The following is a 19451-nucleotide window of genomic DNA, read 5'->3' as shown; positions in this document are numbered from 1 at the left end:
TTTCCTCCGGATCTCCTCCGCGGGGGGTCAGTGCGCGGCGGCCTCGTCCTCGACCGTGCGGTCGCGGCCCGCCAGGAAGCCCACCATGATCTGCGGCACCATCAGGCCCGTCATGAGGGCGATCGGCAGTCCCCAGCCGCCGCTGTGCTGGTAGAGCACGCCGACCAGCAGCGGGCCGGGAATGGAGATCAGATAGCCGGTGCTCTGCGCGAACGCGGACAGCTGGGCCACACCCTGGCCGCTCCTGGCCCGCATGCCGACCATGGTGAGGGCCAGCGGGAAGGCGCAGTTGGAGACGCCGAGCAGCAGCGCCCAGGCCCAGGCTCCGGCCGCCGGCGCGAGGTACAGGCCGGCGTATCCGGCGAGCCCGCACACGCCCAGGACCAGGGCGATCGGTCCCTGGTGGGGCAGCCGGGTGGCGACCCGCGGGATGACGAAGGCCAGCGGCACGCCCATCACCATGGTGACGGCGAGCAGCACGCCCGCGGTGCCCGCCGGGACGCCGGCGTCCCGGAAGATCTGCGGCATCCAGCCCATGGTGACGTAGGCGGCGGTGGCCTGCAGACCGAAGAAGACGGCGAGCGCCCAGGCGGTGCGGCTGCGGGTGATGCGCAGCGGCGCGTGCTGTTCCGCCGCCGCAGGCTCCTGCGGCTGGGCGGGCGCGGTGCCGTGCTCCCGTACGAGCGGCAGCCAGGGCAGGACGGCGGCGCCGGCGATGGCGGCCCACACGGCGAGGCCGGACTGCCAGCTGCCGCCCAAGGCGTCCGTCAGGGGCACGGTGACCGCCGCGGCCAGGGAGGTGCCGAGGGCGAGGGCCATCGAGTACAGGCCGGTCATGGAGCCGACCCGGTCGGGGAACCAGCGCTTGACGATGACCGGCATGAGCACGTTGCTGACGGCGATGCCCATCAGGGCGAGCGCGCTGGCGGCCAGGAAGCCGGCCGTGCTGCCGAGATACGGCCGTATCAGCAGGCCCGCGGTGATGGCGGCCATGCCGGTGCACACCACCGCGGCCGGCCCGAAGCGGCGGGCCAGACGGGGGGCGGTGACACCGAAGACCGCGAAGCACAGCGGGGGCACGGAGGTGAGCAGGCCGGCCACGCTTCCGCTCATCCCGAGCCCGTCGCGGACCTCCTCCAGGAGCGCGCCGAGACTCGTGATGGCCGGACGGAGGTTCAGCGCGGACAGCACGATGCCGACCACGACCAGGCGGGTCGCCCACGCGCGCGTGCGGCCCGCGCCGGGTGGCGTCTCGGGGGTGCTGGTCGCGGCGGCGGTACCGCGTTCGGTCGGGGACATCGCCGTACGGGTCTCCACTGTCCGGGTTTCCTCACATGCCATGAGACTCATCATAGAATCATGGGATGATTGGTTGTCCACTCCCGGGAACTCCGAGCCCGGGACCGTCGTGCGAAGGTGGGCCATGCCCCTGAGCCACCCGCGCCGTTCGGCGCTGTCCGAGCAGGTCATCGCGGAACTGCGCAACCAGATCACTTCCGGTGAGTGGCCGGTCGGCTCGCGCATCCCGACGGAGCCGGAACTGGTCGAGCAGCTCGGCGTCGCCCGCAACACGGTCCGCGAGGCCGTCCGCGCGCTCGCCCACAACGGTCTGCTGGACATCCGGCAGGGCTCCGGCACCTATGTGGTGGCGACGAGCGAGCTGGCCGGCGTGATGCACCGCCGGTTCGCCGGCGCCGACCCCCGGCACATCGCGGAGCTGCGCGCCGCGCTGGAGTCGGCGGCGGCGAGGCTGGCCGCCGAGCGGCGCACCGAGAAGGACCTCAAGCAGCTGGACGCGCTGCTGGAGCGGCGCGAGGCGGCCTGGGAGGCGGGCGAGGCGGAACCCTTCGTCACCGCCGACGCCACCTTCCACCTGGCCGTCGTGGCCGCCTCGCACAACGACGTGATGACGGCGATGTACGCCGATCTGGGCGAGGTGCTGCGGGACTGGCTGCGCGCGGACGTGGGGGCGGAGCTGACACCGGAGACGCACATGGAGCACACACGCCTGGTGGACGCGATCCGCGCCGGGGACGCGGAGGCGGCGGCGGCCGAGGCCGCGAGCTATCCGTTCCTGTGCCGCCCGGGCCGGTTCGGCGCGCCTTCCGGCGGCTGATCCAGCCGGTTCAGCGCTCCCTCTGGTGGCTGATCCAGACCGACCGGACTTCCTTCCAGCACCGGCCGGCGAGCCGTACGGTCATGGCGGGCTCGGTGCCCACCGGTGCGCTGTCGGTGTCGATGTCCCACCAGCGGGCGCACTCGATGTGCAGACGCACGCGATCGGTGTCGACATAGGGGTTGTGGCAGTAGGCCACCACATGGGAGCCGCGGACGGTCGTCCGGCAGACGGCCCCGAAGAGGTTCGGCGCGGGCGGCTTTCCGTCGTCCACGCGCGCGTAGGGCATCGCCTCGTACGGCAGGCAGAGCACGAGGGCCACGGCCACGGTCACCGGGGCCAGGCTGCGGGACAGGCGCACAAGGGGACCTCCTCGGCCGGGCTGCGGAGGGACGCGTGGGTGAACGCGTAATCCAGGGTGCGCCGCCCGGGCCGGTGGTCGCCCGGCCGGTGGGCCGAACGGGTGACACCCCGCGCCCGGTCACGCTACGGCCGAGGCCCGCGCCCCCGAAGGGGTGCGGGCCTCGGCCGTACGTCACGCCGGAGCGGCAGCGGTCACGCGCCGATCGCGTGCAGACCGCCGTCCACGTGGATGATCTCGCCCGTGGTCTTCGGGAACCAGTCGCTCAGCAGCGCGACGACACCCTTGCCGGCCGGCTCCGGGTCCTTCAGGTCCCACTCCAGCGGGGCACGGGTGTCCCACACGGAGGCCAGCTCGGCGAAGCCCGGAATGGACTTGGCGGCCATGGAGCCGATCGGACCCGCCGAGATGAGGTTGCAGCGGATGTTCTGCTTGCCCAGGTCGCGGGCCATGTAGCGGCTGGTCGCCTCCAGGGCGGCCTTGGCCGGACCCATCCAGTCGTACTGCGGCCAGGCGTACTGCGCGTCGAAGGTCAGGCCGACGACCGAGCCGCCGTTCTGCATCAGCGGCAGGCAGGCCATGGTGAGCGACTTCAGGGAGTACGCCGAGACGTGCATGGCCGTGGCGACCGACTCGAACGGCGTGTTGAGGAAGTTGCCGCCGAGCGCGTCCTGCGGGGCGAAACCGATGGAGTGGACGACGCCGTCCAGGCCGCCCAGCTCCTCGCCGACGACGTCGGCCAGCCGCCCGAGGTGCTCGTCGTTGGTGACGTCCAGCTCGATGACCTTGGTGGGCTTGGGCAGCTTCTTGGCGATGCGCTCGGTCAGGGTGGGCCGCGGGAACGCCGTCAGGATGATCTCCGCGCCCTGCTCCTGGGCCAGCTTGGCCGTGTGGAAGGCGATGGAGGACTCCATCAGCACACCGGTGATCAGGACGCGCTTGCCCTCGAGGATTCCGCTCATGGTGATCAGTGACCCATTCCCAGTCCGCCGTCAACGGGGATGACGGCTCCAGTGATGTACGAGGCGTCGTCCGAGGCGAGGAACCGCACCGTCGCGGCGACCTCCTCAGGCTGCGCGTAACGGCCGAGCGGCACCTGCGAGACGATGTTCTGGCGCTGCTCGTCGGTGAGCGCCTTGGTCATGTCGGTGTCGACGAAACCGGGCGCGACGACGTTGAAGGTGAGGTTGCGCGAGCCCAGCTCACGGGCGAGGGAGCGCGCGAAGCCGACCAGGGCGGCCTTGGAGGCGGCGTAGTTCGCCTGGCCCGCCGAGCCGAGCAGGCCGACCACGGACGAGATCAGGATGACGCGGCCCTTCTTGGCGCGCAGCATGCCGCGGTTGGCGCGCTTGACGACGCGGAAGGTGCCGGTGAGATTGGTGTCGATGACCGAGGTGAAGTCCTCCTCGGACATGCGCATCAGGAGCTGGTCCCTGGTCACGCCGGCGTTGGCGATCAGGACCTCGACCGGACCGTGCTGGTCCTCGATCTCCTTGTAGGCCTGCTCCACCTGCTCCGGGTCGGTGATGTCGCACTTGACGGCGAGGAAGCCGGCCGGCGGCTCACCCGAGCGGTACGTGATCGCGACCTTGTCGCCGGCGTCGGCGAACGCGCGGGCGATGGCGAGGCCGATGCCCCGGTTTCCTCCGGTGACGAGAACCGAGCGGCTCAACGGATCACCCTTTCGATAGCGGTCTGCAGATGTCCGACAACCCGCCCGATGACAGGCGGCTTCATCGAAAACCTATCGGTCGCGCCGCGCGCGTGGGCAATCGGGCACCGACAGTGGCGCGGGGGTGTCACTGTCGGATCCCTACAGAACACCCCGGGTCCGGGCCTGAAACATGTGGTCCGCCGGGCCGCTCCCACGACATGATCGGACCCGACAGGCCACGACAGCAGGGAGACCTCCGTGCCCCATTCCATCGACGAAGCCTTCACGGCGCTTCCCCTACGGGCCCTCGCCGACGCCGCCCTGGCACGCGCGCGTGCGCTCGGGGCCGAGCACGCGGACTTCCGTCTCGAGCGAGTGCGCAGCGCGTCCTGGCGGCTGCGCGACGCCAAGCCCGCCGGATCGTCGGACACCACCGATCTCGGGTATGCGGTGCGGGTCGTGCACGGCGGTACGTGGGGCTTCGCGTCCGGGGTGGACCTGACCCTTGACGCGGCGGCCAAGGTCGCCTCGCAGGCGGTGGCGATGGCGAAGCTGTCCGCGCAGGTGATCAGGGCGGCGGGCTCCGACGAGCGCGTGGAACTGGCCGCCGAACCGGTGCACGCCGACAAGACGTGGATCTCGTCGTACGAGATCGACCCGTTCTCCGTGCCCGACGAGGAGAAGGCGGCGCTGCTCACGGAGTGGAGCACACGACTGCTGGCCGCGAACGGCGTCAGTCACGTGGACGCCTCGCTGCTCACCGTGCACGAGAACAAGTTCTACGCCGACACCGCCGGGACCGTGACGACCCAGCAGCGGGTGCGGCTGCATCCGGAGCTGACCGCCGTGTCGGTCGACGAGTCGAGCGGGGAGTTCGACTCCATGCGGACCGTCGCCCCGCCCGTGGGGCGCGGCTGGGAGTACCTGACCGGCACCGGCTGGGACTGGGACGCCGAGCTGGAGCGGATCCCGGAGCTGCTCGCCGAGAAGATGCGGGCGCCGAGTGTGGAGCCGGGCCTGTACGACCTGGTGGTCGACCCGTCCAACCTGTGGCTGACCATCCACGAGTCCATCGGCCACGCCACCGAACTGGACCGCGCGCTCGGCTACGAGGCCGCCTACGCCGGCACCTCGTTCGCCACCTTCGACCAGCTGGGCAAGCTGAGGTACGGCTCCGAGCTGATGAACGTCACCGGGGACCGCACCGCCGAGCACGGACTCGCGACCATCGGGTACGACGACGAGGGCGTCGCGGCGCAGTCCTGGGACCTGGTGAAGGACGGCACGCTGGTCGGCTACCAGCTGGACCGGCGGATCGCGCGGCTCACCGGCTTCGACCGGTCCAACGGGTGCGCGTTCGCCGACTCCCCCGCCCATGTGCCGGTGCAGCGCATGGCCAACGTGTCCCTGCAGCCGGACCCGGCCGGGTTGTCCACGGAGGACCTGATCGGGGGTGTCGACCGGGGCATCTACGTCGTCGGCGACCGGTCCTGGTCGATCGACATGCAGCGGTACAACTTCCAGTTCACCGGACAGCGCTTCTTCAAGATCGAGAACGGGCGGATCACCGGGCAGCTGAAGGACGTGGCCTACCAGGCGACCACGACCGACTTCTGGGGTTCGATGGCCGCCGTGGGCGGTCCGCAGACCTATGTCCTCGGCGGCGCCTTCAACTGCGGCAAGGCCCAGCCCGGACAGGTGGCCGCCGTGTCGCACGGGTGCCCCTCCGCCCTCTTCAAGGGCGTCAACATTCTGAACACCACCGAGGAGGCCGGTCGATGAGCGCCCGTACCCACAAGCCGCACGAGGTCGTCGAGCAGGCGCTCGCGCTGTCCCGGGCCGACGGCTGCGTCGTCATCGCCGACGAGCACTCCACCGCCAACCTGCGCTGGGCGGGCAACGCGCTCACCACGAACGGTGTGACACGCGGTCGTACGCTCACCGTGATCGCGACCGTGGACGGCAAGGAGGGCACCGCCTCCGGTGTCGTGTCGCGTTCGGCGGTCACCGCTCAGGAACTGGAGCCGCTGGTGCGCGCCGCCGAGGCCGCCGCGCGGGGTGCGGGGCCCGCCGAGGACGCGCAGCCGCTGGTCGGTGATGTGCCGCAGTCGCCGGACTTCACGGACGCGCCGGCCGAGACCTCCTCCGCGGTGTTCGCCGACTTCGCGCCGGCCCTCGGCGAGGCGTTCGCACGCGCGCGTGCGGGCGGCCGTGAGCTGTACGGCTTCGCCAACCACGAGCTGGTGTCGACGTATCTGGGCACGTCCACCGGGCTGCGCCTGCGGCACGACCAGCCCACCGGCACGCTGGAACTGAACGCCAAGTCGCCCGACCGTACGCGCTCGGCCTGGGCGGGCCGCGCCACGCGGGACTTCAAGGACATCGACCCCGGCGCGCTCGACGCCGAACTGGCCGTACGGCTCGGCTGGGCGGAGCGGCGCGTGGAGCTGCCCGCCGGCCGGTACGAGACGCTGCTGCCGCCGAGCGCGGTCGCGGACCTGATGATCTACCAGCTGTGGTCGGCATCGGGCCGCGACGCCGCCGAGGGCCGGACGGTGTTCTCCAAGCCGGGCGGCGGCACGCGTGTCGGCGAGAGGCTCAGCGAGCTGCCGCTGACCCTGCGCAGCGACCCGAACGAGCCGGGCCTGGAGTGCCCGCCCTTCGTGGTCGCCCACTCCTCCGGCGGCGACCAGTCCGTGTTCGACAACGGTCTGCCGACCCGCACCACCGAGTGGATCAGCGAGGGTGTGCTCAAGCACCTGACCACCACCCGGCACAGTGCGGGCCTGACCGGGCTGCCGGTCGCCCCGGTCCTCGGGAACCTGATCCTGGACGGCGGGGACGACCGCTCGCTTCAGGAGATGGTCGCGGGCACCGGGCGCGGGCTGCTGCTGACCTGCCTGTGGTACATCCGCGAGGTCGACCCGGCGACGCTGCTGCTCACCGGCCTGACCCGGGACGGCGTCTACCTCGTCGAGAACGGCGAGGTGACCGGGCAGGTGAACAACTTCCGGTTCAACGAGTCGCCGGTGAACCTGCTGCGGCGGGCCACGGAGGCGGGCCGTACGGAGAAGACGCTGCCGCGCGAGTGGAGCGACTGGTTCACCCGGGCCGCGATGCCCGCGCTGCGGATCCCGGATTTCAACATGAGCTCTGTCAGTCAGGGCGTATAACCTCGTAGCGTTCGTGGTCGGGTGTCACCCGACTGCCCGAAGATCACCGAGGAGACACGAGAACCGTGACGGACATCGTCGACGAGCTGAAGTGGCGGGGGCTGTTCGCCCTGTCCACTGACGAGGACGCTTTGCGCAAGGCGCTCGCGGACGGTCCCGTCACGTTCTATTGCGGTTTCGACCCGACAGCGCCGTCACTGCACGTGGGGCACCTGGTGCAGGTCCTCACGGTGCGCCGGCTCCAGCAGGCCGGGCACCGGCCGCTGGCCCTGGTGGGCGGCGCGACGGGCCTGATCGGCGACCCGCGCCCGACGGCGGAGCGCACGCTGAACGATCCGGAGACGGTGGCCGGCTGGGTCGGCAAGCTGCGCGCCCAGATCGAGCCGTTCCTCTCCTTCGAGGGCGAGAACGCGGCCGTCATGGTCAACAACCTCGACTGGACCGCGAACCTCTCCGCGATCGAGTTCCTGCGGGACATCGGCAAGCACTTCCGGGTCAACAAGATGCTGACGAAGGACTCCGTGGCCCGCCGTCTGGAGTCGGACCAGGGCATCAGCTACACGGAGTTCAGCTACCAGATCCTGCAGGGCATGGACTTCCTGCAGCTGTACCGGCGGTACGGCTGCACGCTCCAGCAGGGCGGCAGCGACCAGTGGGGCAACCTCACGGCGGGTCTCGACCTGATCCACCGGCTGGAGCCGGGCGCCGAGGCGCACGCCCTGGCCACCCCGCTGATGACCAAGGCGGACGGCACCAAGTTCGGCAAGACCGAGAGCGGCGCCGTCTGGCTCGACCCGGAGATGACCACGCCGTACGCGTTCTACCAGTTCTGGCTGAACGTGGACGACCGGGACATCTCGAAGTACATGCGGATCCTGTCCTTCAAGTCCCGCGAGGAGCTGGAGGAGCTGGAGCGGCAGACCGAGGAGCGTCCGCAGGCCCGAGCGGCGCAGCGGGCGCTCGCCGAGGAGCTGACGACCCTGGTGCACGGTGCCGGGCAGACCGCCGCGGTCATCGCCGCGTCCCGCGCCCTGTTCGGGCAGGGCGAGCTGGCGGAGCTGGACGGCCGGACGCTGGCGGCGGCGCTGTCCGAGGTGCCGCACATCCAGGTCGCCGAGCTGGGTCCGGTGGTCGACCTGTTCGCCGAGGTCGGTCTCGTCGCCAGCAAGTCCGCTGCGCGGCGGACGGTGAAGGAGGGCGGTGCCTACGTGAACAACGTCAAGGTCGCCTCCGAGGATGCCGTCCCGGGCAAGGAGGATCTGCTGGACGGGCGGTGGCTGGTGCTGCGGCGGGGGAAGAAGAACCTTGCGGCGGTGGAGGTTGTTGCCGGGTAGCGCCGTGGGGGCGTGGGGTCTTCTGCGGGCTGCGGCTTCGTCGTGGCCTGTGGCGCAGTTCTCCGCGCCCCTTTCGGGGTGCTTCCCTTCAGGGGGTGGTCAGACTCTGACCCGCTGCTGCTTCCTCTTGCCCAGCGTCGCCATGTAGAGGGCGTCGACCGCCGCGACGATGATGATCGCCGCGACCAGCTGGAAGATGTGCCGGCTCCAGTCGATGCCGCGGGTCGCCTCGACCCCGAGGGCGCGGGCGAGCGCGTTGCCGACGATGGCGCCGAGCATGCCGCAGATGGTGGTCAGCCACAGCGGGCTGTGCTGCTTTCCCGGGATGACCGCCTTGGCGATGATGCCCAGCACGAATCCCACGATGATCGCCCACAACCAGCCCATGGCTGCCTCCTCGTACGGCTCGACGTGAGCATTACGGCAAGTGTGGGCCGGTGGGCCGTACGGCGCATGTCGGGTTCCCCCGTGCGCGGCAGGGCCGGCGACGGCACCGCGGGCAGTGGGCCACCCGGTCTCGTAGGCGGCGTGGCCGCGGCGTAACGTGGGAGGTCGGGCAGGGTCCGATGCGGGCGGATGGTGGAATGTGATGCGGAAACAGCACGATGGCGGCGTCCAGGTGTTCCGGATCACCGGAGCCCGGACGGGACTCGCGGAGGATGTGCGGGGCCGGCAGCGGCGGTACGTCATCTCGATGACGATCCGCACGGCGTCGGTGATTCTCGCCGTCTCGCTGTGGAACGTCGAGCGTCACGTCGCGCTCGTGGCGCTCGTGCTCGGCGCGGTGCTCCCCTATATCGCCGTGGTGATCGCGAACGCGGGCCGGGAGCGCCCGCCGTCCCTTCCGTCGACGTTCGTCGCCGCGCCGATGCGGCCGATGATCACTCCGTCGCGGGCGGAGGCGGCGCAGGAGGAGTCCGTTCCACAGGACTCGGCGGCTCGTCCGACGGGGGCGCGCGGTGAGCGTCCCGGCCCCGCGTGACCACAGCGGCAGCGGCGGAAGCGGAATGGAGCCGCCCGTCAATCTCAAGAAAAGCTCAGATCAATCATGCAGTTCCAGTGCCGGTGGGTGGGGTACCCGTGACATACTGCGTACGCGCTCCGCATCCCCCGTCGGAGCGACGGACCGACGCCGGGCAGCTCCCCCCGTGGCTGCTCGGCGTCGCCTTGTTTGCGCCCCTTCTGTGAGACGAACCAGAGACGAACCTGTGAGTGACGAGACCCCGGTCTGCTCCGCCAAGGGCTGCCGCGCCGACGCGGTGTGGGTGCTGGCGTGGAACAACCCGAAGATCCACACGCCGGAGCGGCGCAAGACATGGCTCGCCTGCGAGGAGCACCGCGAGCATCTGTCGCAGTTCCTCGGCGTGCGGGGCTTCCTGAAGGACGTGGTGGAGTTCGCGGACTGGCAGGAGCCCGGAGGGTCCTAGCCGCCGATCGCCGACATCGGTCGGTCCGGCTGGACGAAGGACGGGTCGTCCAGGCCCGCTCCCGCCTTCTTGCCCCACATCGCCAGTTTCCAGATGCCCGCGATCTCCTCGTCCGGGGCGCCGGAGCGCAGGGCCGCGCGGAGATCGGTCTCCTCGGTCGCGAACAGGCAGGTGCGTATCTGGCCGTCGGCCGTGAGGCGGGTACGGTCGCAGGCCGCGCAGAAGGGGCGGGTGACCGAGGCGATGACGCCGACCCGGTGCGGGCCGCCGTTCACCAGCCAGCGCTCCGCCGGGGCCGAGCCGCGTGTGTCGGAGCCCTCGGGGGTGAGGTCGAAGCGGGTGCGCAGGGAGGCGAGGATGTCCCCGGCGGTGACCATGCTGTCCCGTTTCCAGCCGTGCTGGGCGTCCAGGGGCATCTGCTCGATGAACCGGAGTTCGTAGTCGTGCTCCACGGCCCAGGCCAGCAGGTCGGGGGCCTCGTCCTCGTTCAGGCCCGGCATCAGGACCGTGTTGACCTTGACCGGGGTCAGACCGGCATCGCGGGCGGCCTGGAGGCCTTCGAGGACGTCCTTGTGGCGGTCGCGCCGGGTCAGGGTCTTGAAGACGTCCGGGCGGAGGGTGTCCAGGGAGACGTTGACCCGGTCGAGGCCTGCGGCCTTCAGGGCGGTCGCGGTGCGCCTGAGGCCGATGCCGTTGGTGGTGAGGGACATCTGGGGGCGCGGGGCGAGGGCCGCGACGCGCTCGACGATGCCCACCAGACCGGGGCGCAGCAGGGGCTCGCCGCCGGTGAAGCGGACCTCCTCGACGCCGAGCAGCCGCACGGCGATGTCGATGAGGCGGACTATCTCGTCGTCCGTGAGCAGGTCGGGCTTGGCCAGCCACTGCAGGCCCTCCTCGGGCATGCAGTACGTGCAGCGCAGATTGCAGCGGTCGGTCAGCGAGACCCTCAGGTCGGTGGCCACTCGGCCGTAGGTGTCGATGAGCACGTGGGCCCCCTCCCGCGAATCCCGAAGCTGTTGTCTTCCGTCACTTGCGAGCCTACGCGACACCACCGACAACGACAGCGACCCGATCCGACGAGGTACGGCGAGGCCGCGTCGTAGGACTGTACAGTCCCGTCACGACGCGGCCGTCGTACGAACGTCAGGGCACTCCCGTCAGTGTGCTCCGGTGCCGGTCAGGGACCGGACCTCCAGTTCGGCGTACTTGCCGGCGTCCGGGACCTCCTTCGAGAGCAGGGTGCCCACGGCGCCGAGCAGGAATCCGACGGGGATGGAGATGATGCCGGGGTTCTCCAGCGGGAACCAGTGGAAGTCGACGTCGGGGAACATCGAGGCCGGCTTGCCGGAGACCACCGGCGAGAACAGCACCAGGCCGACCGCGGTGACCAGGCCGCCGTAGATCGACCACAGGGCTCCGGAGGTGGTGAACCGCTTCCAGAACAGGCTGTAGAGGATGGTCGGCAGGTTGGCGGAGGCGGCGACCGCGAAGGCGAGGGCCACCAGGCCGGCCACGTTCAGATCGCGGGCCAGGGCGCCGAGGACGATCGAGACCGCGCCGATGCCGACGGTCGCCCAGCGGGCCGCGCCGATCTCCTGCTTCTCGGTGGCCTGGCCCTTCTTGATGACGTTGGCGTAGATGTCGTGCGCGAAGGAGGACGACGAGGCCAGGGTCAGGCCCGCGACGACCGCGAGGATGGTGGCGAAGGCGACGGCGGAGATGCTGGCGAGCAGGACGGCGCCCCAGGTGGAGTGGGCGCCGCCCAGATGCAGTGCCAGGAGCGGGGCGGCGGTGTTGCCGGCCTTGTTGGAGGCGATGATCTCGTCCGGCTTGATGAGGGCCGCCGCGCCGAAGCCGAGGGCGAGGGTCATCAGGTAGAAGGCGCCGATCAGGCCGATCGCCCAGATGACGGACTTACGGGCGGCCTTCGCCGTCGGCACGGTGTAGAAGCGGATCAGGATGTGCGGCAGGCCCGCGGTGCCGAGGACCAGGGCGATGCCGAGCGAGATGAAGTCCAGTTTGGTGGTGCCGGTGGCGCCGTACTTCAGGCCCGGCTCGAGGAAGGCCCCGCCCTTGCCGCTGTTGTCGGCGGCCCTGCCGAGCAGATCGGAGATGTTGAAGTGGAACTTCAGCAGGACCAGGAAGGTCAGCAGCAGGGCGCCGGCGATCAGCAGCACCGCCTTGACCATCTGGACCCAGGTGGTGCCCTTCATGCCGCCGATGGTGACGTACACGATCATCAGGACGCCGACCAGGGCGACGATTCCGATCTTGCCGCCGTCGCTGGTGATGCCCAGCAGCAGCGAGACGAGGACCCCGGCGCCCGCCATCTGGGCCAGCAGGTAGAAGATCGAGACGACGATCGTGGAGGTGCCGGCGGCCGTGCGGACGGGGCGTTGGCGCATGCGGTAGGCCAGGACGTCGCCCATGGTGTAGCGGCCGGAGTTGCGCAGCGGCTCGGCGACCAGGAGCAGGGCGACGAGCCAGGCGACGAGGAAGCCGATGGAGTACAGGAAGCCGTCGTATCCGAACAGGGCGATGGCGCCCGCGATGCCGAGGAAGGACGCGGCGGACATGTAATCGCCGGAGACGGCGAGGCCGTTCTGGAAGCCGGTGAACTGGCGTCCGCCCGCGTAGAAGTCGGCGGCGTCCTTGGTCTGGCGGCCGGCCCAGACGGTGATGACGAGGGTGGCGGCGACGAACACCGCGAACAGGGTGATGATCAGCGTCCGGTGCTCGCCGGCCTCACCGGCGGCCAGCAGGGTGTGCTGTGCGGGGCTCATGCGCCGCCCTCCATCCGGGACTTGATGGCCTTGGCCCTGGGGTCGAGTTGGGCGGCGGCGTGCCGGGCGTACCACCAGGCGATGAGGAAGGTGGTGAGGAACTGGGCGAGGCCCAGGACGAGGGCCACGTTGATGTTGCCGGCCACCTTGGTGCCCATGAAGCCGCCCGCGTAGTTGGACAGCAGGACGTACAGCAGGTACCAGGCGGTGAAGGCGACGGTCAGCGGGAAGGCGAAGGAGCGGTGGGCGCGGCGCAGTTCACCGAACTCCGCGCTCTGCTGCACATCGGCGAACTCCTCGGTGGAGGGAAGGGGCGCCCCCGGTGTCGCGGGGGGCGGTGTCTCGGTGGCCACGGGGTCTCCTCGCGTTGCGGATGCGGTGAGTGGACGGGGCTCGATGGTGCTCGCGCTCCCTGTCCGAGGTCCACGGCGCCACGCGAGGACGGGTTCAAGTCCTATGAGTTCTTTCGCAAGCGTTCCTGGCGAGTCATTGCCGAGTCATTGCTGAGCGGCGAGGCGGGGGGATAGCTTCTGCCTGCAACACCCGTCATGTACCTGCCCGAGCACCGATCTGTGTCTCGGGCGGTTCTGTATCCGGATGATGTGGAGATCCCATGGCTCATCTGCGCTCCAGACGCCGGCTCGCGCTCGCCGTGCCGGTCGTGCTGTCGCTGACCGCCTCGCTCGGTTTCCTGCCGGCGACGGCCTCGGCGGCACCGGCCGCGGCCCCGGCGGCGCGGGCGGCGGACGACGGACCGAATCTCGCGTACGTGGTCAACACCCGTACGGATCACCGCACGATCGAGTCGGTGCAGCGCGAGATCACCCGCAACGGCGGCACCGTCGTGGCCCGTTACGACCGGATCGGCGTGATCGTCGTGCACTCGGCGAACCCCGACTTCGGGGCCCGGATGCGCGCGGTGCGCGGGGTCGACTCGGCGGGCGCCACGCGTACGGCGCCGCTGAGCGCCGCGGGGACGACCGACGAGGGCGCCGTGCAGGTCCTGTCGAAGGCGGAGGCCGCGAAGCTCGCCGGCAGCGCCGCAGCGGGCGAGGAGCCCCTGGAGGCGGACCAGTGGGATCTGCGGGCGATCGGCGCCGACAAGGCCGCGCGGATCAACCCGGGCAGCCCGAGCGTGACCGTCGGTGTCATCGACACGGGCGTCGACGACACCCACCCGGACATAGCCCCGAACTTCTCCGCGTCCCAGTCGGCGAACTGTGTGAGCGGCAAGGCGGACACGACGTACGGCGCGTGGCGGCCGGCGGACGCCGATCACTACCACGGCACCCACGTGGCCGGCGAGATAGCCGCGGCCCGCAACGGCACAGGCGTGGCGGGCGTGGCGCCGGGCGTGAAGGTCGCGAGCATCACGGTGGCCCAGCCGGACGCGACCTCGCTGTTCTATCCGGAGAGCGTGGTCTGCGCGTTCGTGTTCGCCGCGGACCATGGCATCCAGATCACCAACAACAGCTACTACGTTGATCCATGGCTGTACAACTGCATGGATGATCCCGATCAACGTGCCATCGTTGACGCGGTCAACAGGGCCCAGTCGTATGCACAGCGCAAGGGCACGCTCAATGTGGCCGCCGCGGGTAACTCCAACGACGACCTGGACGCGGACGCCCTCACGGACGGCTCCAGCCCCGACGACTCGACCGCCACCACCCGCTCGGTCGACCCGCACGAGTGCTTCGACGTGCCGACCCAGCTGCCCGGCGTGGTGACCGTGAGCGCGGTGGGCGTGAAGGGTGCCAAGTCGTACTACTCCAGCTACGGCCAGGGGGTGATCGACGTGGCGGGGCCGGGCGGCGACAAGTACCAGGTCCCGGACACGCCGTCGAAGAACGGACGCATCCTGTCCACGCTGCCGAACGACCAGTACGGATTCCTGCAGGGCACCTCGATGGCGTCCCCGCACGTGGCCGCGGTCGCCGCGCTGCTGAAGTCGGCGCATCCCTACGCCACTCCGGCCCAGCTGCAGGCCCTCCTGAAGGCGGAGGCGGACAACCCGGGCTGCCCGAGCGGGCCCTACGACGGGAACGGGGACGGAGTCGTGGACGCGACCTGCGTCGGCGGCACGCGCGTCAACGGCTTCTACGGCTTCGGCGTCGTCGACGCGCTGCGCGCGGTCGAGTAGCAAGGCAGGCGGCAGCTTGCAGCAAGGCCGGCAGCCGCTCAACCTATTGATTCAGTCAATACTGCATAGTGCAGTCATGACTGGAATCAAGTTCGCGTGGTCCGCCCTGGGCGGCGATCCCGCCGCTGTCGCGCGGGTCACCACCGTGCCGCGGGAAGGCGCGCTCCAGGCGCGCCTTCCCGTGCGGGAACTCGCCCGCGCCTGTGTCGGTACCTGCGCGCTGGCCGCCGCGGAGCTGGCGGCCCGCCGGGCGCGCCTCACCGAGGTGCCCCGCGTCCGGGTCGACGACGGCGCCGTCGCGGCCGCCTTCCACAGTGAACGGCATCTGCTGGTCGACGGGCGGCCGCCGGTCGCCTTCGCGCCGCTGTCGCGGTTCTGGCGGACGGCCGACGGCTGGGTGCGCACCCACGCCAACTACCCCCATCACCGGGCCCGGCTGCTCGGCGCGCTCGGTCTGCCGGCGGACGCCTCGGTGGAGGCGGTGGCCGCCCGGCTCGCCGAACACTCGGCGCTGGAGGCCGAGGAGGCGGTCTACGGCGCCGGCGGCCTCGCCGTGGCCCTGCGCACCCCGAAGGAGTGGCAGGCGCACGAGCAGGCCGCCGAGGTGGCCGCACGGCCGCTGGTCGAACGCGAGCGGCCCACCACGGCACCCGCGCGCGTGCTCGCACCCCTGGACCCGGCCGCCGCTTCACTGCTGCCCGCAGCCGGGCTGCGCGTACTGGATCTCACCCGGGTCCTCGCCGGCCCGGTCGCCACGCGCACCCTGGCCCTGCTGGGCGCGGACGTGCTCCGCCTGGACGCCCCCTGGCTGCCCGAGCTCCCCGACCAGCACGCCGACACGGGCTTCGGGAAGCGGTCCGCCACGCTCGACCTGGGCACCGACCGGGACACCTTCGAGGAACTGCTGGCCTCGGCCGACGTCGTCGTCACCGGCTACCGGCCGGGCGCACTCGACCGGTTCGGGCTCTCCCCGCAGGCGCTGTTCGCGCGCCGGCCCGGGCTGGTCGTCGCGCAGGTCTCCGCGTGGGGCGCGTACGGCCCCTGGGGCGGGCGGCGCGGCTTCGACAGCCTGGTGCAGGTAGCGACCGGTATCGCGACGACCGAGGGTTCGGCCGCCCAGCCCGGTGCGCTGCCCGCTCAGGCCCTGGACCACGGCACCGGCCATCTGCTGGCGGCGGCCGTCCTGCGGGCGCTGACCGAGCAGTCGTACGACGGCGGCGGCCGGTGGGTGCGGCTCGCGCTGGCCCGGACCGCGCTCTGGCTGACGGACGGGATCCGGCCGACCGCGGCCACGGGCGCGCCGTACGAGGGGCCGCAGGCCTGGCTGGCCGAGACCGGCAGCCCGCTCGGCCGGCTGCGGCACGCGCTGCCACCGGTGTCCTTCACGGGCGGCCCCGCCGACTGGGCTCGCCCTCCGGTGCCCTGGGGGTCGGACAGCGCCCGCTGGCGGTGAGTGCGCGGACGGCCGGAAACGTACGTACGCGTGGAATGCCGTACCGCCGGTTGTTTTCCGGGACTTGCCCCGTTCTGCGGCGCCTGGCGAGGATCACGGAGTGAGCTTGATACGACCGTCCGCCGAGGTGAGCGACGAAGACGGCCGCACCCGGCGGCCCGGCACCGGCCGGGCCGCCGCCCTGCTGGCCCTGGTGGCACTGGGCGCTCTGATCCCACTGCTCGGGCCGTCGGCGGCCCTGCACGGCACCGGGGAGGCCGCCGCTCCGGGGGCCGGTGGCATCGGGCTGCTGCGCACGGTGCTGTTCGCCGCGCTCAGCGTTCCCCTCGGTGAGCTGTTCGTGCACCGGCTCGCCCGGCGTCTGCCCGCCGTCCCGCCCCAACGGCCGCGCAGCTGGGCGCCGTTCGCCTGTGTCGCCGGTTTCGTCGCCGCGCTGGCGCTCGCCTCGGTGGTGTCCGCCGGCAATCTGATCCCGCACCGCCTCGGCCAGATCGACGTCGGCGGCCTGTACGGCTCCCGTGACGGCGAACTGGCCCTGCTGGAGGTCAACGCCTTCCTCCTGGCGGCGGTGCTCGCGCGGCGCCCGGCGGCCCAGGTGTGGCCCCTGGCCGCGGTCGTGGTCGCGGAGGCGCTGCGGGCCCATCCCACGACCGAACAGAGCCCGCTGACCGGCTCGGGGCTGACGCTGGTGCACCTGACGTGCGCCGCGCTGTGGGCCGGCGGCCTGCTGCACGCCGTGCGGCTGCTCAGGCTGTGGCGCGGCGACCCGGCCGGGGCCGCGCTGCTTTGCCGGTACGCGCGCGTGGCGGCCGTTCTGCTCGCGGCGATCACCGCGACGGGCGTGTGCAGTTCGCTGCGCCGCATGCCGTCGGCCACGGTCCTGGACCAGTTGACGACGACGGCGTACGGACGCACCCTGCTGGCCAAGGTCACCCTGGTCGCCGCCGTCGCGCTGCTCGCCCTGTGGGCGCGGATCCGGCTGCGCCGCGCCGCCGACCCGCTGAGCGCGTACGCCCCCGCGCGGGCCGAGCTGGTCGCACTGGGCGCGGTCGTCGCGGTCTCGGGCCTGCTCACCGCGCTGCCGCTGCCGATCCGCTGGAGCTGACCGGCCGTGACCGGCTACTGGTCGTTGGTGACGAGCACCTTGAGGGCGGTGCGCTCGTCCATGGCCTTGTAGCCGTCGGGGACCCCCTCGACGCCGACGGTCATGTCGAACACCGGGGAGGGGTCGATCGTGCCGTCGAGGACGTCCGGCAGCAGGTCCGGGATGTAGGCGCGGACCGGGGCGACACCGCCGCGCAGGGCGATGTTCCGGTCGAACATGACGCCGAGGTCGAGGCCGGTGCCGCTGCCGTGCGGCACGCCCACGAAGCCGATCGCACCGCCGTCGCGGGTGATGCCGACGGCCGTCCGCATGGACTGCTCGGTGCCGACGGCCTCGACAACGGCGTGCGCGCCCTGGCCGCGGGTGAGTTCACGGACGGCGTCGACGGCCGCGTCCCCGCGCTCGGCGACGACGTCGGTGGCGCCGAAGCGGCGCGCGATGTCGGTACGGATCTCGTGCCGGCCCAGCGCGATGATCCGCTCGGCGCCGAGCCGCTTGGCGGCCAGGACGGCGCACAGGCCGACCGCGCCGTCACCGACGACGGCGACCGTGGCACCGGGGCGGGCGCCCGCGCCGAGAGCGGCGTGGTGGCCGGTGCCCAGGACGTCGGAGAGGGTCAGCAGGGCGGACAGCAGGTGGTCGTCGGAGGCCGCGTCCTTGGGGAGCTGGACGAGGGTGCCGTCGGCGAAGGGCACGCGCACGGCCTCTCCCTGGCCGCCGTCGTAGCCGACGGAGCCCCAGAAGCCGCCGTGCTCGCAGGACGTCGTCAGGCCCTCGCGGCAGTAGTCGCAGACTCCGTCGGACCACATGAACGGCGCGACCACCAGGTCACCGGGCCTGACGGTGCTCACCTCGGAACCGGTCGCCTCGACGACCCCGAGGAACTCGTGCCCGATGCGCTGGCCCGGCTGCCGGGCCGCCTCGCCACGGTAGGCCCACAGGTCGCTGCCGCAGATGCAGGCGCGCAGCACCCGCACCACGGCGTCGGTGGGCAACTGCACCACGGGCTCGGGGACGTCCTCCACGCGCATGTCGTACGGGGCGTGGATGGTGGTGGCGCGCATGGCGAGGGTCCTTCTCGTGCGGGGTCGTACGGTGCGCTCAGGGGGTGGTCGAGCGCACCTCACGGTACGACGTCGGGTGCGGGGGCCGCTCGCCCCGGGTGCCGTGGAACCCGGACGGGGGCGCTCACGCGCCTGCCGCGCCCAGCAGGCTGCCCGCCGCGTACGTCACCCCCATCGCGAGCGCCCCGCCCAGCACGTTCCGCAGCAACGCGCGCTTGGGGTCGGCCGCTCCCAGCCGGGCGCTGCTCCACCCGGTGAGGACGAGCGCGGCCAGTACGGACGCCACAGTGACCGGGAGCCGCCAGGCGGCCGGGGGCAGCACGATGGCCAGCAGGGGCAGCAGCGCGCCCACGGTGAAGGCCAGGAAACTCGCCCAGGCCGCGTGCCAGGGGTCGGTCAGCTCGTCCGGGTCGATGCCGAGCTCCACGCGCGCGTGGGCTTTCAGCGCGTCCCGCGCGGTGAGCTGCTCTGCGGCTTCCCGGGCGACCTCCTGGGACAGCCCGCGCTGCCGAAGCAGCCCGGTCAGCTCCTCCAGCTCCATCTCCGGCTGCTCGCGCAGCTCGCGCCGTTCCAGGGCCAGTGCGGCCATCTCCGAATCCCGCTGGGTCGACACGGACACGTACTCGCCCGCCGCCATCGACATCGACCCGGCGAGCAGGCCGGCCAGCCCCGCCGTGAGCAGGGCGGCGCGGGAGTCCGTCGCACCGGCCACGCCGACGACGAGTCCGGCGGTGGACACGATGCCGTCGTTCGCCCCGAGGACGGCCGCCCGCAGCCAGTTCAGGCGGGAGCCCAGCGCACCGACGTGCGCCTCGTCATGGGTTGGTTCCGTCACAGC

Annotated in this window: 19 protein-coding genes; 9 read left to right on the top strand and 10 right to left on the bottom strand. The window is 71.7% G+C overall.

The features are described 5' to 3' along the window. Nucleotides 1-27: 27 nt before the first annotated feature. Nucleotides 28-1353, bottom strand: coding sequence for a CynX/NimT family MFS transporter (locus ACZ7GZ_RS28505; protein WP_471028492.1), 1326 nt, complete (start codon nucleotides 1351-1353; stop codon nucleotides 28-30). Between the two features lie 70 nt (nucleotides 1354-1423). Here ACZ7GZ_RS28505 and ACZ7GZ_RS28500 point away from each other — a divergent pair, with 70 nt between their 5' ends. Then, on the top strand, nucleotides 1424-2116 hold the full coding sequence (locus tag ACZ7GZ_RS28500; RefSeq protein ID WP_471028491.1) for a FadR/GntR family transcriptional regulator: 693 nt from the start codon (nucleotides 1424-1426) through the stop codon (nucleotides 2114-2116). Nucleotides 2117-2126: 10 nt separating this feature from the next. Here the strand turns inward: ACZ7GZ_RS28500 and ACZ7GZ_RS28495 are convergent, their stop codons facing one another. The 3 genes from ACZ7GZ_RS28495 to fabG form a co-directional block, all read right to left on the bottom strand. After that, nucleotides 2127-2477: a hypothetical protein gene (locus ACZ7GZ_RS28495; RefSeq protein WP_471028489.1), complete on the bottom strand. Its 351-nt coding sequence runs from the start codon at nucleotides 2475-2477 to the stop codon at nucleotides 2127-2129. A gap of 194 nt (nucleotides 2478-2671) precedes the next feature. Beyond that, nucleotides 2672-3439, bottom strand: coding sequence for an enoyl-ACP reductase FabI (fabI, locus tag ACZ7GZ_RS28490; protein ID WP_471028487.1), 768 nt, complete (start codon nucleotides 3437-3439; stop codon nucleotides 2672-2674). A gap of 5 nt (nucleotides 3440-3444) precedes the next feature. Further along, nucleotides 3445-4149, bottom strand: coding sequence for a 3-oxoacyl-[acyl-carrier-protein] reductase (fabG, locus tag ACZ7GZ_RS28485; RefSeq protein ID WP_471028485.1), 705 nt, complete (start codon nucleotides 4147-4149; stop codon nucleotides 3445-3447). A 240-nt stretch (nucleotides 4150-4389) separates the two neighbouring features. On the opposite strand from fabG, the gene ACZ7GZ_RS28480 reads away from it, so the two are divergent. From ACZ7GZ_RS28480 to tyrS, 3 genes are all read left to right on the top strand, one after another. Next, the gene (locus tag ACZ7GZ_RS28480; protein ID WP_471028484.1) at nucleotides 4390-5913 is read left to right on the top strand and encodes a TldD/PmbA family protein; all 1524 of its coding nucleotides are present in this window, start codon (nucleotides 4390-4392) and stop codon (nucleotides 5911-5913) included. Next, complete coding sequence (locus tag ACZ7GZ_RS28475) at nucleotides 5910-7304, top strand: metallopeptidase TldD-related protein (protein ID WP_471028482.1); 1395 nt, start codon at nucleotides 5910-5912, stop codon at nucleotides 7302-7304. The genes ACZ7GZ_RS28480 and ACZ7GZ_RS28475 overlap by 4 nt, the downstream gene beginning before the upstream one ends. Nucleotides 7305-7369: 65 nt before the next feature. After that, a complete protein-coding gene (tyrS, locus tag ACZ7GZ_RS28470; RefSeq protein ID WP_471028481.1) occupies nucleotides 7370-8638 on the top strand; it encodes a tyrosine--tRNA ligase in 1269 nt (422 codons plus the stop codon). A 99-nt stretch (nucleotides 8639-8737) separates the two neighbouring features. On the opposite strand, the gene ACZ7GZ_RS28465 is transcribed toward tyrS, so the two are convergent. Next, nucleotides 8738-9025, bottom strand: a complete 288-nt coding sequence (locus tag ACZ7GZ_RS28465; RefSeq protein WP_471028479.1) for a GlsB/YeaQ/YmgE family stress response membrane protein — start codon at nucleotides 9023-9025, stop codon at nucleotides 8738-8740. Between the two features lie 202 nt (nucleotides 9026-9227). On the opposite strand from ACZ7GZ_RS28465, the gene ACZ7GZ_RS28460 reads away from it, so the two are divergent. Beyond that, nucleotides 9228-9620 (top strand): DUF3099 domain-containing protein, encoded by a 393-nt coding sequence (locus ACZ7GZ_RS28460; RefSeq protein WP_471028477.1) that lies wholly within the window; start codon nucleotides 9228-9230, stop codon nucleotides 9618-9620. A gap of 226 nt (nucleotides 9621-9846) precedes the next feature. Beyond that, nucleotides 9847-10065, top strand: coding sequence for a hypothetical protein (locus ACZ7GZ_RS28455; protein WP_471028476.1), 219 nt, complete (start codon nucleotides 9847-9849; stop codon nucleotides 10063-10065). Here the strand turns inward: ACZ7GZ_RS28455 and moaA are convergent. From moaA to ACZ7GZ_RS28440, 3 genes are all read right to left on the bottom strand, one after another. After that, nucleotides 10062-11051: a GTP 3',8-cyclase MoaA gene (moaA, locus tag ACZ7GZ_RS28450; protein ID WP_471028473.1), complete on the bottom strand. Its 990-nt coding sequence runs from the start codon at nucleotides 11049-11051 to the stop codon at nucleotides 10062-10064. The two genes, ACZ7GZ_RS28455 and moaA, sit on opposite strands and share 4 nt — an antisense overlap. 171 nt (nucleotides 11052-11222) lie before the next feature. Further along, nucleotides 11223-12848, bottom strand: coding sequence for a solute symporter family protein (locus tag ACZ7GZ_RS28445; RefSeq protein WP_471028471.1), 1626 nt, complete (start codon nucleotides 12846-12848; stop codon nucleotides 11223-11225). After that, on the bottom strand, nucleotides 12845-13201 hold the full coding sequence (locus ACZ7GZ_RS28440) for a DUF485 domain-containing protein (RefSeq protein ID WP_471028470.1): 357 nt from the start codon (nucleotides 13199-13201) through the stop codon (nucleotides 12845-12847). Before ACZ7GZ_RS28440 ends, ACZ7GZ_RS28445 begins: the two co-directional genes overlap by 4 nt. 260 nt (nucleotides 13202-13461) lie before the next feature. Here ACZ7GZ_RS28440 and ACZ7GZ_RS28435 point away from each other — a divergent pair, with 260 nt between their 5' ends. The 3 genes from ACZ7GZ_RS28435 to ACZ7GZ_RS28425 all read left to right on the top strand — a co-directional run bounded on the left by ACZ7GZ_RS28435 (nucleotide 13462) and on the right by ACZ7GZ_RS28425 (nucleotide 17549). Continuing rightward, nucleotides 13462-14991 carry a S8 family peptidase gene (locus tag ACZ7GZ_RS28435; protein WP_471028467.1) on the top strand — a complete coding sequence of 510 codons (1530 nt, stop codon included), beginning with the start codon at nucleotides 13462-13464 and terminating at the stop codon, nucleotides 14989-14991. Nucleotides 14992-15067: 76 nt separating this feature from the next. Beyond that, nucleotides 15068-16444 carry a CoA transferase gene (locus ACZ7GZ_RS28430; RefSeq protein WP_471028465.1) on the top strand — a complete coding sequence of 459 codons (1377 nt, stop codon included), beginning with the start codon at nucleotides 15068-15070 and terminating at the stop codon, nucleotides 16442-16444. A gap of 100 nt (nucleotides 16445-16544) precedes the next feature. Further along, a complete protein-coding gene (locus ACZ7GZ_RS28425) occupies nucleotides 16545-17549 on the top strand; it encodes a CopD family protein (RefSeq protein WP_471028464.1) in 1005 nt (334 codons plus the stop codon). A 14-nt stretch (nucleotides 17550-17563) separates the two neighbouring features. Here the strand turns inward: ACZ7GZ_RS28425 and ACZ7GZ_RS28420 are convergent, their stop codons facing one another. Both ACZ7GZ_RS28420 and ACZ7GZ_RS28415 read right to left on the bottom strand, forming a co-directional pair. Further along, nucleotides 17564-18613: a zinc-dependent alcohol dehydrogenase family protein gene (locus tag ACZ7GZ_RS28420; protein WP_471028462.1), complete on the bottom strand. Its 1050-nt coding sequence runs from the start codon at nucleotides 18611-18613 to the stop codon at nucleotides 17564-17566. 124 nt (nucleotides 18614-18737) lie between these two features. Then, complete coding sequence (locus tag ACZ7GZ_RS28415) at nucleotides 18738-19448, bottom strand: VIT1/CCC1 transporter family protein (RefSeq protein ID WP_471028460.1); 711 nt, start codon at nucleotides 19446-19448, stop codon at nucleotides 18738-18740. Nucleotides 19449-19451: the final 3 nt, after the last annotated feature.

It is taken from the genome of Streptomyces sp. NPDC037288 (assembly GCF_055603265.1).
Note: the sequence above shows the minus strand (reverse complement) of the source record. Positions and strands in the feature narration are given on the sequence as shown.